The sequence below is a fragment of the Streptomyces sp. NPDC046716 genome, assembly GCF_040645755.1.
Classification (GTDB): Bacteria; Actinomycetota; Actinomycetes; order Streptomycetales; family Streptomycetaceae; genus Streptomyces.
On the sequence record NZ_JBEYYU010000058.1, the window covers coordinates 1 to 14553 of the forward strand.

At 71.0% G+C, this 14553-nt stretch carries 11 protein-coding genes and 1 pseudogene; 7 read left to right on the forward strand and 5 right to left on the reverse strand.

The genetic code is table 11. The features are described from left to right. Positions 1-121: 121 nt before the first annotated feature. Both ABZ930_RS32550 and ABZ930_RS32555 read right to left on the reverse strand, forming a co-directional pair. A complete protein-coding gene (locus ABZ930_RS32550; protein ID WP_361556021.1) occupies positions 122-1831 on the reverse strand; it encodes an MFS transporter in 1710 nt (569 codons plus the stop codon). A gap of 261 nt (positions 1832-2092) precedes the next feature. After that, complete coding sequence (locus tag ABZ930_RS32555) at positions 2093-5038, reverse strand: D-alanyl-D-alanine carboxypeptidase (protein WP_361555903.1); 2946 nt, start codon at positions 5036-5038, stop codon at positions 2093-2095. A 204-nt stretch (positions 5039-5242) separates the two neighbouring features. Between ABZ930_RS32555 and ABZ930_RS32560 the strand changes: the two genes are divergently transcribed. The 3 genes from ABZ930_RS32560 (at position 5243) to ABZ930_RS32570 (ending at position 7620) form a co-directional block, all read left to right on the forward strand. Next, positions 5243-5983: a GPP34 family phosphoprotein gene (locus tag ABZ930_RS32560; RefSeq protein ID WP_361555906.1), complete on the forward strand. Its 741-nt coding sequence runs from the start codon at positions 5243-5245 to the stop codon at positions 5981-5983. 308 nt (positions 5984-6291) lie between these two features. Then, entirely contained in the window at positions 6292-7149 is an 858-nt protein-coding gene (locus ABZ930_RS32565; RefSeq protein WP_361555909.1) for a helix-turn-helix transcriptional regulator, read from the forward strand. A 270-nt stretch (positions 7150-7419) separates the two neighbouring features. After that, positions 7420-7620 carry a DUF397 domain-containing protein gene (locus ABZ930_RS32570; RefSeq protein ID WP_361555912.1) on the forward strand — a complete coding sequence of 67 codons (201 nt, stop codon included), beginning with the start codon at positions 7420-7422 and terminating at the stop codon, positions 7618-7620. Between the two features lie 143 nt (positions 7621-7763). Here the strand turns inward: ABZ930_RS32570 and ABZ930_RS32575 are convergent, their stop codons facing one another. Further along, positions 7764-8600, reverse strand: a complete 837-nt coding sequence (locus ABZ930_RS32575) for a hypothetical protein (protein WP_361555915.1) — start codon at positions 8598-8600, stop codon at positions 7764-7766. Positions 8601-8680: 80 nt separating this feature from the next. Between ABZ930_RS32575 and ABZ930_RS32580 the strand changes: the two genes are divergently transcribed. Both ABZ930_RS32580 and ABZ930_RS32585 read left to right on the forward strand, forming a co-directional pair. Next, on the forward strand, positions 8681-9475 hold the full coding sequence (locus ABZ930_RS32580; RefSeq protein WP_361555918.1) for an SDR family oxidoreductase: 795 nt from the start codon (positions 8681-8683) through the stop codon (positions 9473-9475). Between the two features lie 342 nt (positions 9476-9817). After that, complete coding sequence (locus ABZ930_RS32585; RefSeq protein ID WP_361555921.1) at positions 9818-11386, forward strand: sodium:solute symporter family protein; 1569 nt, start codon at positions 9818-9820, stop codon at positions 11384-11386. 423 nt (positions 11387-11809) lie between these two features. On the opposite strand, the gene ABZ930_RS32590 is transcribed toward ABZ930_RS32585, so the two are convergent. Further along, on the reverse strand, positions 11810-12919 hold the full coding sequence (locus ABZ930_RS32590; RefSeq protein ID WP_361555924.1) for an ADP-ribosylglycohydrolase family protein: 1110 nt from the start codon (positions 12917-12919) through the stop codon (positions 11810-11812). Between the two features lie 232 nt (positions 12920-13151). On the opposite strand from ABZ930_RS32590, the gene ABZ930_RS32595 reads away from it, so the two are divergent. Next, positions 13152-14243, forward strand: a complete 1092-nt coding sequence (locus tag ABZ930_RS32595) for a tyrosine-protein phosphatase (RefSeq protein ID WP_361555927.1) — start codon at positions 13152-13154, stop codon at positions 14241-14243. Positions 14244-14251: 8 nt separating this feature from the next. Here ABZ930_RS32595 and ABZ930_RS32600 read toward each other — a convergent pair whose 3' ends face one another. Next, positions 14252-14401 carry a hypothetical protein gene (locus ABZ930_RS32600; RefSeq protein WP_361555930.1) on the reverse strand — a complete coding sequence of 50 codons (150 nt, stop codon included), beginning with the start codon at positions 14399-14401 and terminating at the stop codon, positions 14252-14254. 22 nt (positions 14402-14423) lie between these two features. Here ABZ930_RS32600 and ABZ930_RS32605 point away from each other — a divergent pair. Next, a pseudogene (locus tag ABZ930_RS32605) lies at positions 14424-14510 on the forward strand (hypothetical protein); the annotation flags it as partial. Between the last annotated feature and the right edge of the window lie 43 nt (positions 14511-14553).

Sequence of the window (14553 nt, forward strand, 5' to 3'; positions counted from 1 at the left end):
CCGCGCCCCTGGAAGCGAGCTTCGCTCGCCCAGGGGCAGGGGAAGGCTGCGCGCAGCGCATGCCTTCAGGGGCGCGGGGAACTGCGCGACCAGCCACGACGAGAGCCGCGGCCGGGAGACGTCAGCGGAGTTCTTCGGGGCACGGGGTGCCCCGCGACCACTGGTACGGCGCCGCGAGGTGGTAGGTGCCGGACCTGGGCGCCAGCAGCACCGTCCACTGGTCACCCGAGTCGTCCTTCTCGGTCTCCATCAGGCACCCGTGCACATTGTCGAACGACCGCGGAAGACTGTCGTCCGCCTCCCGGTCCCGCTTCGACGCCTCGGTCTCCTGCGGCGTCCCGAGACTCTTGCCGTCGGCGTCCACGACGGACAGCCACGGCGAGTAGGGAATCCGGATCAGCACCCGCCCCGGCTGCGTGACCTCGATGGTCAGCTCCCCCTGCTCGGCGGCGTCGACCACGGCATGCGGCTCGGCCAGCGGCGTCGGATCGGTGACGGCGAACAGCTGCCAGTTCGCGTCGCCCCACACCTGCTTCAGATAGGGCAGCCCGCGCTGCACCAGCTCCCGCTCGCGCTCCCCGCCGGAACCGTCCGGCTCCCCCTTCGGCAGCACCACATAGTGCACGGCCCAGCGCTTGAGCCATTCGTGATAGTTCGCGGAGTTCAGGGTGTCGTCGTAGAAGAGGGGGTTGCGTTCCATGTCGGCCTGCCGGTTCCAGCCGCGCGCCAGGTTCACGTACGGCGCGAGCGCGGACGCCTCCCGGTGCGAACGGGCGGGCACGACCTCGACACGGCCGCGCTCGGCGCTGACCTGCTGGAGCTCGTTGACCAGCGGCGCCAGCTCGCGGGCCCAGGACGCGGCGGGCGTGGTGTGCACGACGTCGTCGACGGACTTGAAGCCGATCCACCCGTTGAACCCGACGAACGCGATGACCGTGACGTACCACTTGCGCGAGCGCGGCACGGTGAACGGCAGCGCGGCCAGCAGCGCGACGCCCGCGAACAGCATCGGGAGCCGGGTGACGTTGGAGCCGATCTGCGAACTGATCAGCCACACGAGGAGAACGGCGAGCGTGTAGACGGCGGAGGTGATCCGGACCGTCACCCATTCCTTGGGGACGAGGACGAAACAGAAGACGCCGTAGACCATCGGCAGCAGCGCCGACCAGAACGACATCGGCTGCGTCCCCGAGAACGGGAACAGCCAGGCCGAGAGACCGACGACGGCGGCGGGCGCGAGCCCGAGCGCGTACGCTCCCGGCCGTCTCTTCTGGAGGAAGAGCGCCACGGCGACGAGCCCCACGAACAGCCCCGCCACCGGCGAGCAGGCGGTCGCGACACCGGCGAGCGGCGCGGCGACGGCGGCCTTCGCCCACCGCTTGTAGCGCCAGCGGTACGGCCAGCAGAAGACGGCGGCGACGGCACCGAGCCCGAACATCATGCCGAGCCCGAACGTGACCCGGCCGGACGCGGCGTTGCACAGCAGCGCGAAGACCCCGGCGAACGCGGGCCACAGCGGTTTGGCGACGGCCCGCGAACGGATCAGGATCATCGTCAGCAGGGTGGCGGAGAGCGTCCCCGCGATCATCATCGTGGTCCGCACGCCGAGCACGGACATCAGATAGGGCGACACCACGCTGTACGAGACCGGGTGCATCCCGCCGTACCAGGCGAGGTTGTACGCGGAGTCGGGGTGCCGGCCGACGAACTCGGCCCAGGCGTCCTGCGCGGCGAGGTCACCGCCGCTGTTCGCGAACGTGAAGAACCAGATGAGGTGCAGGATCCCGGCGACCGCGGTGACGACCAGGACCGGATGGCGTGCGGCGAACACCGCCGACGCCTCCCGCGCCGCGCCGCGCGCGCCGTCCCCGGACCGTATTCGGACGCGCTTCGAGCCGCCCGGCTCCCCGCCCGCGTCGTCGGCACGCGTCGGCTCCGCTGTGGCCACTGCTGACACTCCCCGTACGTACCGTTGTGACGACCGAGGGGAACGTCCCGAACGCCCCGGTCCTGCCCCGGTCTCGCGACGCTAGCACGGCACCTGTGAACGGGCGCCGCGGGAGGCCGGTGGCACCAGCCTCCCGCGGCGGACTCACCCGACGCGCTTGATTTTCGCTCCGAAGCCGGGCTCGGCGAGGTCGCTCTGGAGCGCGACGGGCACCTCGACGGCCCCGCCCTCCCCGTCGCCCACCTTGAGCACGCCCACCTTCGTCCCGGCGTCGGCGGTGTGCGGAACGGTTTTTCCGCTCTGGTCGGCGATCTCCAGCCTGACGGTCTTGCCGGCCCAGCCGACGGCCGTGACGTTCTTGGTCAGCACGACCGGCGTGTGCCCGCCGAGGCCGTCGTCCACGTACCCGACGACGTCGCCCTTCTTCAGGATGGTCGACGACTTCAGTTCGCCCTGGGCGGCGATCATCGCCGTCTTGCTGACCGCGTTGACGGTGTCGATGATCGGCGCCTTGTGCTGGCCGAGGATCGCGCCGACGACGGTGACGCTCTCGCCGCCGACCTCCTTGGTGGCGGCGAACAGCAGGTTGCCGCCCGCCTTCGTCGTCGTGCCCGTCTTGATGCCGATGGCACCGTCGTACGGGACGAGGCGGTTGTAGTTGGTCCACGTCTTGCCCGACGGGTCCTTCCACGACGGCAGCTTGGTGATGTCGGTGAGGGCCTTGATCTGCACCAGCTCGTTGCCGAGCTTCACCTGGTCCTCGGCGGTGGAGACGGTGCTCTCCTTCAGGCCCGAGGGGTCGGTGTACGTGGTGTTCTTCATGCCGAGCTGCTTGGCGGTGGCGTTCATCTTCTTGACGAACGCCTCCTCGGAACCGGCGTCCCAGCGGGCGAGCAGCCGTGCGATGTTGTTGGCCGACGGGATCATGACGGCCGACAGCGCGTCCTTCTCGGAGAGCTTGTCGCCCTCCTTGACGGTGTTCAGCGTCGACTCGTTCTGCCCGTCGGCGTCGTAGCCGCCCTCCTTCTCGGCGGTCTTGTCGACGCTGATCTCGGGCCCGGCCGCGCCCGCCTTCAGCGGGTGGTCGCGCAGGATGATGTACGAGGTCATGGACTTGGCGACCGAGCCGATCGGCACCGGCGTCTGCTTGCCGAAGTTGTCCATGGTCCCGATGCCCTGGACGTCCATCCAGCCCTGGCCCTCGCCCGGCCACGGCAGCTTCGCGCTGTCGCCGTCGAAGGAGTACGAGTCGTCGGCGGTCAGCGCGAGCGTCGGCGTCGGCAGCGGGCGCACGGCCTGCACGATCGCAAACGCGACGATGAGGAGCAGGACGATCGGCGTCCACACCTTGACCCGGCGGACCGCGGTGCGGGTGCGGGTCTCCGGCGGGGGCGGGGTGTTGGTCAGCTCGGCGAGCAGGTCCAGCGGCGGCTTCGGCGGCAACGGCTGCTGCCGGGTCCGCTCGGGCTCGGCGACGGCGGGCGCCTCCGCGTCCCCCTTCGCCTTCGCGGCCCCGTCGTCCAGCGGCTTGAGCGGCACGAACCGACTGCTCCGCTCAGCCTCGGACTCCTCCCCGGCCCCACCCTTCCCGCCCCCGGCGGCAGGCGACTTCAGCATCGTGGTCGGCTGATCCACGGGCGCCTGCACGGCCTTGAAGACAGCGGTGGGCTGGTCTACGGCGGGGGTCTTGGGGCTGGCGGGCTTGGGGTCGGTGGCGGGCTTGCCGTCGGCCCCCGGCTTGGAGCCGGTGACGGGCTTACCGTCGGCCCCCGGCTTGGAGCCGGTGGCTGCCTTGCCGTCGGCCCCCGGCTTGGAGCCGGTGACTGCCTTGCCGTCGGCCCCCGGCTTGGCGTCGCCCTCGGGCTTGCCGTCCGCGGCGGGCTTGCCGTCGGCACCCGGCTTGGGGCCGGTGGCGGCCTTGCCGTCGGCGGCCTTGCCGTCGGCGACGGGCTTGGCGTCACCCTCGGGCTTGCCGTCCTCGGCGGGCTTACCGTCAGCCCCCGGCTTGGAGTCGGTGGCGGGCTTGCCACTGGCGGCCTTGCCGTCGGCGACGGGCTTGGCGTCGGCGACGGGCTTGGCGTCGGCGACGGGCTTGGCGTCGCTCTCGGGCTTGGAGCCCTCGGCGGGCTTGCCCTCGTCCCCGGGCTTGGGATCCGTGGCGGGCTTGCCGCTGGCGGACTTGCCGTCGGCGCCGGGCTTGGCGCCCGCGGCGAGCTTGGCGTCGTCCCCGGGCTTGCCGCCCGCGGCGGGCTTGCCCTCGTCCCCGGACTTGGCGTCAGCGACGGGCTTGGCGTCGGCAGCGGAGTTGTCCTCGGCGGCGGACGTGGAGGCGTCCCCGGGCTTGGAGCCCTCGGCGGACTTGCCGTCGGCGCCGGGCTTGGCGTCAGCGACAGGTGCGGCGGCCGCTGCGGGCTTACCGGTGTCCCCGGACTCGGAGCCGCCTTCAGGCTTGGCGTCAGCGGCCGGCTTGCCGTCGTCCCCGGGCTCGGGGTCGTCGGCATCCTCCGCCGAGGCGTCCGTCCCGGCGGGCTCGGCGCCCGGGGCGACCAGCTTGGCCTCGGCCGCGTCGGCCTCGGCTTCCAGGGCGGCCGCCCTGGCCACGGCCTCCGCCACGGCGGGCTCGGCCTCGCCGTCAGCGGCCGCAGGCTCCGCATCGGCGGGCTCAGCGGCCCCGCCCTCGGAGCCGGCACTCTTCGCGCCCGCGGCCCCCGGCCCGGCATCAGCGGACCCGGCAGCCGACCCCTCGGCACCGGAACCCGCACCGCCATCAGCGCCCTCGGCGCCCTCCGCACCGGCGGAGCCACTCGTACCGCCGCCCGAGACCCACGCGGCCACGGCGGCGCGCAACCGCGCGTCGCCGGGTTCGTCCGCGCCGGATCCCGTCCCGGAGGACGACCCGGCCTCCACGTCCGCGGAACCGGATCCGGAACCGGACCCCTTCCCCGTCGCGTCACGGACCGAGAAGACCGCCGTAGCGCGATCCACCTCCGGGCTCGTCTCCCGCGCCACAGCGAGGCGCGGATCGCGCTCCTGCGAGCCCGGGCCTCCCGACGCCTGCTGCTCTCCCGACCTGTCGGGGGTCCCCGCCACCGATGCCTCCTCGACCGCTAACCACTAGACGCCGACGCAAACCAGCGCTGTCCGAACCATGTACCAGTGTCCTGTGTGGGGGCTTAACCCACGTGGTAGACGAGAACGACATACCTACTGGTTCCCGCCCAAAGCCCCCACGCACTCTCGACAGACCAATGTGAGAGGGGTCACCCTGTCAGACATCCACGCGGGGAGGCATGGATGGGCAGGAGCCGCAGAACACTTCCGGAGGAGCTTCTGCTGCTGGCGCTGGACCCGACCACGGGTACCACCGCACAGCCGCAGTCGCTCGACCTAGGTCTGGCCGGAGCACAGCTAGTAGAGCTGGCGCTGGCCGGACGGATAGCCCCAGACGGGGATCGTATCGCCGTGGTGGCACCACGGCCGACCGGAGATCCGACTCTGGACTGCGCGTTGGAGTTGCTGCGAAGGCGTGGCGCTCCCGTGCGGGCAGTCCACTGGATTGGCGGGCCACGACTGGGGCTCCGCCAGACCTACCTCTCGCACCTGGAGCGGTGCGGCATGGTGCATGCCGTGGCCGGCCAGATGTGCGGGGTACTGCCGACGACTCGCTACCAGGCGACGGACACGGCGATCAGCCGGGAGATCAGGTCCCGGCTGGACAGTGCGATCCGTACCGGCGTCCCGCCGGACCCACGGACCGCGGCGCTCGCCGCACTGGCCCACGCGGTCGGACTCGGCAAGCACCTGTACCCGGGCAACGAGGGACGATCGTCCCGCTCCCGGTTGCGGGATCTGATCAGGCACGACCCGATGGGCGGCCTCGTGGCGCACGCCGTGATGGACGTCCAGAACGGAGTGGCCGCGCAGCCACGCCGTTCGCCCGCCACACCGGCGGGCCGGGGAGCACCGGAGCCCGCACGGGGCGTTCCGATGCAACAGGCGCACCGTGGCCCCATGGCGCGCGTCGCGGCCCACTGAGGAGACTCAGGAGCCGCCGGCACAGCACCACACGCACCATGGGCACCTGACGCACCAACCGCACAGCGCCGCACCGCAGTCCCCAAGACCCGGTTCGGGAGCCGCTGTACCGCGCGGGGTGATGCACCGGACGTCCGCTTCCGCACCGCGGAGCGGGCCCCGGGGCATCGCCCCGCGCGGTCGCGTGTCGGGTGCGCACCCCTCACATATCCGCTGTTTGGCAGCGGTGACGGCCCGTTGGTGGCAATCTGCTGAACAGCAGATACGCAACGTACAAAAAAATGCACGCAGCCGGAGGTGCACGTCCCGTGGCGTCCAACGTCAATCCCACCGTCAGGCGACGCCGGTTGGGCCAGGAGCTGCGGAGGCTCCGGGAGCTCAAGGGCATGACCGCCGAAGAGGTCGCCGAGCGCCTGCTGGTGTCGCAGTCGAAGATCAGCCGCCTGGAGAACGGGCGGCGCAGCATCAGCCAGCGCGATGTGCGCGACCTCTGCGGGGTCTACGAGGTCGAGGACCACCGCATCGTGGACTCGCTGATGCAGATGGCCAAGGACTCGCGCCAGCAGGGCTGGTGGCACTCCTTCGGCGACATCCCGTACAGCGTCTACATCGGCCTGGAGACGGACGCGGCGAGCCTGCGCGTCTACGACCCCCAGGTCGTCCCCGGACTGCTCCAGACGCGCGGCTACGCCGAGTCGCTCATCAACGGCGCGCTGCCGGAGACGACGCCGTCGGACATCGACAAGCGCGTCCAGGTCCGGATGCGGCGCCAGGAGCGCATCCAGGCGCCCGACAACCCGCTGCGGCTGTGGACGGTGCTCGACGAAGCCGCGCTGCGCCGCACGGTCGGCGGCCGGGGCATCATGCGCGAGCAGTTGGAGCACCTGGTCGAGCAGTCCCAGCTGCCGCACGTCACGGTGCAGGTGATCCCGTTCGAGATGGGCGCACACCCGGGGCTGAACGGGCAGTACGCGATCCTGGAATTCCCCGACGCGGCGGATTCCAGCGTGGTCTACATCGAGGGCGTCACCAGCGACCTGTACCTGGAGAAGGCCAACGACGTACAGAAGTACAGCGTCATGTACGAGCATTTGCGGGCACAGGCGCTGAACGTGGACCAATCGCGACAGTTCATCTCCGAGATCGCGAAGGAGTACGCCCGCTGACGATCTTCGGGAGTCTCTCCGGAAGATCGAATATCGGACGGATTCGGCATTCTCCGCGACTTCGGGACAAAGGCGCCGCACGGTACACCTTCGCCTCTGACCAATGGAAGACCCCGGTGGAATATGCCATCCGGTCGAGTGAATGCCCGCTTCACGCACCCGAGTTGGCGAGTAGCGTCGATCACGCCACCAAGACACGATCGTTGGCGAGAACCGCTCTGGATCACTGAGCGGGGATGTAATTCGACCACTGGCTAAACCGGAGCGAACATGGCAATCCAGCAAGGCGGCACCGACTCCTGGATCAAGTCCTCGTATTCCACGGGCAACGGCGCGTGCGTCGAGGTCAAGTCCCCCGTGGTGCACGCGATCGCGGTACGGGACTCGAAGGTCGTGGAAGGGCCTTCGATCGGCTTCACGCCCGGCTCGTGGACCGCGTTCGTGCACGAGGTGAGCACGGGCACGTTCTGACCGGGCCGAGAGGCCCACGGCACCGAGCGTGCCACAGCACCACGGCTCAACAACCGCATATGCACAGCGAGTATCACTGTGGGAGCCCTCTCGACTGGTTCGCCGTCCTGGCCGAGGGGGCTCGGCCGTGTCCGCGCACCGCGTCAGCGCAGCCGGTCCACGTACGTGTCCGTCCCGGGCACGGTCGGGACGAACGGCGCCATCAGCTCCACCCGCGCCCCGAGCCCCGCCCCCGCCACCCGCTCGCCGAGCCCCGCGAAGTGCTCCTGCCAGCAGTCGCGCGGATCCGCCTCCAGGAACCACAGCAGCGTCAGCCGGGTGTCGACGCCCTCGACCTGCTTCACGTACGTCATCCTGTCGCCCGGCAGCGGCGTCGGCCGGAAGAGCGTGACCATGGCCGCCGGTGACCCCGCGAGCGCCTTCGGCAGATGCCGCGCCCGCAGCCACTCCACCAGCTCGGCCCGCCGCTCCGCCCGCTCGACGTCGATGACCTCCAGGACCAGCCCCGCGTACGGGTGGTCGAGCGCGTGGAAGTCCCGAGGGCCGGCCGCCCCGTCCCGGTAGACGGTCGCCTCGTGGTCCTGGAAGGCCGTGAAGACATGGGTGCGGTCCTGATAGACCCGGCCGTCCCGGTTGAGCCGCTTGTTGATGCCGACGGTCCACTTCATGTGCTCGTCGTAGCGGCCCTCGGTGACCCAGTACGTGGAGAGGTAGCAGCCCGCCGCGACCGGCTCGGCGACCGCCGACTTCTCCGGGTAGCGCAGGAGCTGGAGGTCGCGGGTGGCGACCCAGCGGCGCCCGGCGAACATCCAGGGCATGGCCATCGCCCCGGCGTAGTAGTGGTCGTCCTCGTACCAGCGGTTGTACGCGTACTCGTGCCCCGGATGCGGTTCGACCATGGTGATCAGGGCGTGCCCGGGGCGCACCCCGTACGGCCCGACCGCGGCCAGTTCCGCGTACGTCTCGCTGTGGGTGTCCATGCCGGTCCCCTTCCGTCCGCCGTGCGACGCCCCTACTCTGACGCTCCGTCAGAAAGATGGCCAGAGCCAGGAGGCGACCGATGGGGAATGGTGAGCTGCTCGCCGGGAAGACCGTGATCGTCTCCGGGGTCGGCGCCGGGCTCGGGCACCAGGTGGCCGCGGCCGTGGTGCGCGACGGCGGCAACGCGGTGCTCGGGGCGCGCACCGAGGCCAATCTGGCCAAGGCCGCGGCCGAGCTGGACCCGGACGGCGCCCGGACCGCGTACCGGGCCACGGACATCACCGACGAGGGCCAGTGCGCGGCCCTGGCCGAGCTGGCGCGCGAGCGGTTCGGCGGGGTGGACGCGGTGGTCCATGTCGCCGCCTGGGACAGCTACTTCGGGGGCCTGGAGGACGCCGACTTCGAGACCTGGCGCCAGGTGATCGACGTGAACCTGCTCGGCACGCTGCGGATGACCCGGGCCTGCCTGCCCGCCCTCAAGGAGCGCGGCGGCTCGGTCGTCATCATCGGGACGCAGTCGGCGGTGGCCGCGCCGACCCAGGTGTGGCAGGCGGCGTACGCGGCGTCCAAGGGTGCGCTGACGAGCGCGATGTACTCCCTGGCGCGGGAGCTGGGGCCGCACCGGATCCGGGTGAACACGGTGCTGCCGGGCTGGATGTGGGGCCCGCCGGTGCAGGCGTTCGTCCAGTTCACGGCGCAGACCGAGAAGGTGCCGGAGGAGGAGGTCCTGGGGCGGCTCACCGAGCGGATGGCCCTGCCCGAACTCGCCACGGACGGCGATGTGGCGGACGCGGCGGTCTTCTTCGCCTCCGACCGGGCCCGCGCGATCACCGGCCAGCAACTCCTGGTGAACGCGGGCGAACTCATGCATTGAGCACGTCGCTCGACACTCCCTTCACGCGACCGCACGGGACCCGCATCCCGTGCGGTCGTTCGCGTCTGTGCCCGGATTCCGGGCTTCCGGCTACTGACGAAGCGCCCGCTCATGGTGTGGCCCCGGTCACGTTCACGACAACTCCCCGCCCGGTCACGAAAGAGCAAAATCGTTCGACTTGCTGATCTCGGTTCACATCCATGACCGCGCAGACCCTTGACCGGCTCCCCGGACAAGGGGTTCAATCCCCCAAGTCCCCACTCCCGCACGGGGGCGCCCGCTGAGACGGACGTACTGACGAAGAGCCGCAACGTTCACAAGGCGGACCCCTGGAGGGGGCACATGAACAGTCTCGACTGGGTCGTGCTCATCGGCTATTTCGGCATCATGGTCGCGATCGGCATCTGGTCCCACAAACGCGTGGACAACGTCTCCGACTTCTTCACGGCCGGCGGCAAGATGCCGTGGTGGCTGTCGGGCATCTCGCACCACATGTCCGGATACAGCGCGGTGATGTTCACCGGGTACGCCGGCATCGCGTACACGTACGGCGTGACGTCCTTCGTCACCTGGTCCTTCCCGATCGCGATCGGGATCGCCATCGGCGCCAACCTGTTCGCGCCGCGCATCAACCGGCTGCGCTCCCGGCTCCACGTGGCGTCGCCCCTCGAATACCTGAAGAACCGCTACAACCTGCCGACCCAGCAGGCGCTCGCGTGGTCCGGGATGCTGCTGAAGATCGTGGACGTGGCGGCGAAGTGGGCGGCCATCGCCACCCTGCTCTCCGTGTTCACCGGTATCTCCCTCAACCAGGGCATCCTGATCACCGGCGCCATCACCGCCGTCTACTGCACCATCGGCGGTCTGTGGGCCGACGCGCTCACCGAGCTGGGCCAGTTCATCATCCAGCTCCTGGCCGGCGTCTCGATGTTCGTCGCCGTCGTGGTGGAGCTCAACGACAAGAACATCGGCTTCCTCGACGCCTGGAACCAGCCCGAGCTCCAGGGCCACGGCAAGCCGCTGGTCGGCCAGTACGGCGCGGTGTTCCTGCTCGCGTTCCTGTTCATCAAGCTCTTCGAGTACAACGGCGGCATGCTCAACCAGGCCCAGCGCTACATGGCCACCGCCTCTCCCCGTGAGGCCACGCGTTCGGCCCGGCTGTCCGCCGTGCTGTGGCTGGTGTGGCCCGTGGTCCTCTTCTTCCCCATGTGGATGTCGCCGCTGCTCGTCCAGGCGCAGAAGCCGGACGGCTCCGACTCCTACGGCCTGATGACCGAACAGCTGCTGCCGCACGGTCTGCTGGGCCTCGTCATCGTCGGCTTCTTCTCGCACACCATGGCCATGTGCTCCTCGGACGCCAACGCCATCGCGGCCGTCTTCACCCGGGACGTCGCGCCGGTGCTCTCCGCCAAGGCGCGCTCCTGGAACGAGCGGCGGGGCCTGATCGCGGCCCGGCTCACCACCGTCGTCTTCCTCGCCCTGTCGATGGCCGTCGCCACGCAGGTCAACTCGCCCACCTTCAAGGACATCATCACCGTCGTCATCAAGTGGGTCGCCGGTCTGATGGGGCCGATCGCGATTCCGATGATGCTGGGGCTGCTGCGGCCGTTCCGCAAATCCGGGCCCACCGCCGCGCTCACCAGTTGGGCCATGGGTCTGCTGGCCTTCTGGCTGGTCAACTATCCGATCAGCTGGAACGTCGACGGGGGCGTCCCGCTCCAGTACCAGGTCTCCATCCCGCTGGCGGTGTCCCTCGTCCTGTACATCGCCCTCGGCTTCATCAAGCCCGAGGACACTCCCGAGCGCGATGCCATCATCGAACGCATCAACACGGACGACGACGACAGCGCGGGCGCATCCGCTCCGATCCCGGCCCCCGCCGGCGCCCAGGACGACATCCAACGCTTGTAGCCCGCAGTTCCCCGCGCCCCTGAAACCAGTTGTCACGCGCGGCTCTCGTCGTGGCTGGTCGCGCAGTTCCCCGCGCCCCTGAGATGCGCACTGCGTGCGCCATCTCATCAAGAGAGGCGCGCCCCGCCCGGACCTCGACAGAGAGGCGCACCCCGTCCGGACCTCGGCTGAGAGGCGCACCCCGTCCGGCACCTCGGCTGAGAGGCGCCCCCCTGCGGCACCTCAGCGGGGAGGCGCGGCGGAGCCGCAGCCTCAAGGGGAGGCTGCGCGCAGCGCATGCCTCATGGGCGCGGGGAACTGCGCGACCAGCCACGACGGTGGCGCGCGTGAAAAAACCACCCAGGGGCGCGGGGAACTGCGCGACCAGCCACGACGGTGGCGCGCGTGAAAGAACCGGGCCGCAGCCGAGGACGAGACCCCTGTCTAGGCCCGGGGATACCTGGCCAGCCAGCCCTCCGACGCGCCGGCCGGCCCGTGGAGGGCGGCTCCCTGCGTCATCTCCATCGCGAAATCATCGGCCAGTTCGAGAATGGTGGACCTCCCCTCAAGCTCCACCACCCACGCCGGAGGCAACGCGGTCTCCCCGTGCAACGCCCCCAACAACCCCCCGCACAAAGCCCCCACAGCCGCCGAAGGCCCATCGTGGTGGACGGCGAGCCCGAGCCCGTGCCGAATGTCCTCACCGACCAGCGCGCAGTACACGGCCCCGGCAAGCGCCCCGACGGCCCCGCCCTCGCCGACGAGTTCACCGACCCGCGCCGCGTTCGGCATCCCCTGCCGTACGGCGCCCAGCGCGTGCTTCAGCGCGTCGGCGACCGGCGGATGCCCGGGCCGGGCCGCGAGCAGGGCGAGCGCGCGCTGCACGGCGGCGTCCAGCGAGTCCCCGCGGGCAAGGGCGTGCACGATCACGGCGTACGCGCCCGCCGACAGATAGGCCTCGGGCGCGCCGTGCGTGTGGACGGCGCACTCGACGGCCAGCTGGAGGACGAGCTGCGGCTCCCAGCCGACCAGCAGCCCGAACCCGGCGGAGCGCGTCGCGGCCTCGGGACCGTCCGCGTCGGGGTTCTTGGGCTTGTCCAGGGTGCCCATGACGTCGTTGCCGAGCCCGAGCAGACACGCGGAGGCGGCCCCGCGACGCGAGTACAGCCACTCCTCACGGGCGAGCCAGCCGTCCTCCTTGCGCCGCTCGTCGGGCCCCCAGTCGCGCTGGGTGGCGGCCCACCGCAGATAGGCGCGGTGCACATCGGTGGGCGGGTGCCAGGCCCCGGTGTCGCGGCGCACCTGGGCGCGGATCAGCCCGTCGACGGTGAACAGCGCGAGCTGGGTGGCGGCGGTGACGGCGCCGGTGCGGCCGAAGGCGGGCAGCAGCTCGGCGCCGCGCGCGGGCGGGGCGCCCTCCGGCGCCTTCTCGTCGAGCGGGCCACCCAGCGCGTCGCCGAGCGCGGAACCGAGCAGCGCGCCGCGCACCCGGCTGCGGAAGTCCTGCTGTTCGGCGCGGCCCCAGACGGCCCCGGCGGCGGGTGGTGCGCCCATGGCTCTCCTTCGCTGCCCTGCGGCCCTCGACTCGCAGCACTGTAATCGACCGGGAACGTTCGCTTCAGTGATCCCAGCGACCTCAACTGGTATGGGAAGAGACGCCCTTGTGGTCACATCGGCACGTATTTGCCCAGTTCGCGAAGGTACAGAGGATTCCGCTGTCCGAGGTTCCCGCGCCGTTCACCGCACCGTCGCGCGCCGCTCTCCGACGGGCCGAAACATCCGCCCCATGACGCACTCGAAGCAGCAGATGACGCGTGTCAGGGGCACGGTCACCGCTCTGTCGGCCGCCGCCTTCCTGGCCACTCTCGCAGCCCCGGCCGCCTCCGCGCACCCCGCACACGCCGGGCACCACGCATCGTCCGCCCGGATCCCCTTCACGCAGGCCGTCGTCACGGCGGCGGCGACCCCGGGCACGTACGAGATCACCTGGAAGGCGCCCGGCACCCGGCACGTCACCGTCAGGGCCGGCGGCCGCACCGTGGCGAGCGGCGGCTCCACCGGCACGGTGAAGGTCACCGGCCTGCCCGCGCACGCCGACCGCCAGTGGTTCGACCTCGTCCCCGACCACGGCAAGGGCCTGCACCTGGCCGACCGCCTCGTCAAGCTGGACGGGACGGTGAACTTCCGCGACGCCGGCGGCTACCGGACCGCCGACGGCCACTGGGTGAAGATGGGCGAGATCTACCGCTCGGACGCGCTCGACAAGCTGACCGCCGCCGACCTCGCGAAGCTGAAGCGGCTCGGCATCGACACCGACTTCGACCTGCGGATGGCGTCGGAGCGCTCGGCCGCGCCCGACCGCGTCCCGAGCGGCACCTCGTACGTGGTCGCGGACGTCCTCGGGGGCCAGGACACCGGCACCACGCTGCCCACGACCGAGGCCGCGGCCGTCGCGATGATGACCGACGGCGAGAAGTTCATGGTCAGCGGCGCCTCCGCGAAGGCCGCCTACCAGAAGGTCTTCTCGGGCATCACCGACGGCGACAGCGTGCTGTTCCACTGCACGGCGGGCAAGGACCGCACGGGCTGGGCGAACGCCGCGCTGCTCACCGCCCTAGGCGTCCCCCGCGAGACGGTGATGGCCGACTACCTCGCCTCCAACGACTACCGCGCCGAGGCCAACGCGGCGGCCCTCGCCTCGATGCCCCCGGAGCAGGCGAAGGTGTACAAGCCGCTCCTGGACGTCCGCGCGGAGTACCTGAACTCCGGTTTCGACGAGGTCGAGAAGACCTTCGGCTCGTTCCGCGCGTACGAGCAGCGGGGCCTCGGCCTGGACCCGGCCGAACTGCGCACGCTGAAGGCCGAGCTGCTGGTCTGACGCGCGCCTCACGCGGCCGGAGCCGAACAGCCCCCGCACTTCCCCGCCCCGGACGAGCGGAACGCCCGGTCGCAGCCGTCGCGGTTCTGGAGCGGCAGCGGGCGGGGGACGTGCTGCAGCAGCAACGAACCCGACTCGGACTGCGTCGAGGTCGCCACCTCCCCCGGCACCGTCCACGTACGCGGCTCCAAGCGCCCGGAGGACGGCCGGTCCACCGTCCCCGCCGCCTCCTGGAAGACCTTCGTCTCCTTCGTCGATCACAGCTGAGGCCGGGCGGACGCACCGCGACCGGTACGTCCGCCCTTCAGCC

Excerpts from the sequence above, each read along its gene's own strand:
- ABZ930_RS32560 (WP_361555906.1), top strand. The coding sequence starts at position 5,243 with ATGGGCAGGAGCCGCAGAACACTTCCGGAGGAGCTTCTGCTGCTGGCG.
- ABZ930_RS32570 (WP_361555912.1), top strand. The coding sequence starts at position 7,420 with ATGGCAATCCAGCAAGGCGGCACCGACTCCTGGATCAAGTCCTCGTAT.
- ABZ930_RS32575 (WP_361555915.1), bottom strand. The coding sequence starts at position 8,600 with ATGGACACCCACAGCGAGACGTACGCGGAACTGGCCGCGGTCGGGCCG.
- ABZ930_RS32580 (WP_361555918.1), top strand. The coding sequence starts at position 8,681 with ATGGGGAATGGTGAGCTGCTCGCCGGGAAGACCGTGATCGTCTCCGGG.
- ABZ930_RS32585 (WP_361555921.1), top strand. The coding sequence starts at position 9,818 with ATGAACAGTCTCGACTGGGTCGTGCTCATCGGCTATTTCGGCATCATG.
- ABZ930_RS32590 (WP_361555924.1), bottom strand. The coding sequence starts at position 12,919 with ATGGGCGCACCACCCGCCGCCGGGGCCGTCTGGGGCCGCGCCGAACAG.
- ABZ930_RS32595 (WP_361555927.1), top strand. The coding sequence starts at position 13,152 with ATGACGCACTCGAAGCAGCAGATGACGCGTGTCAGGGGCACGGTCACC.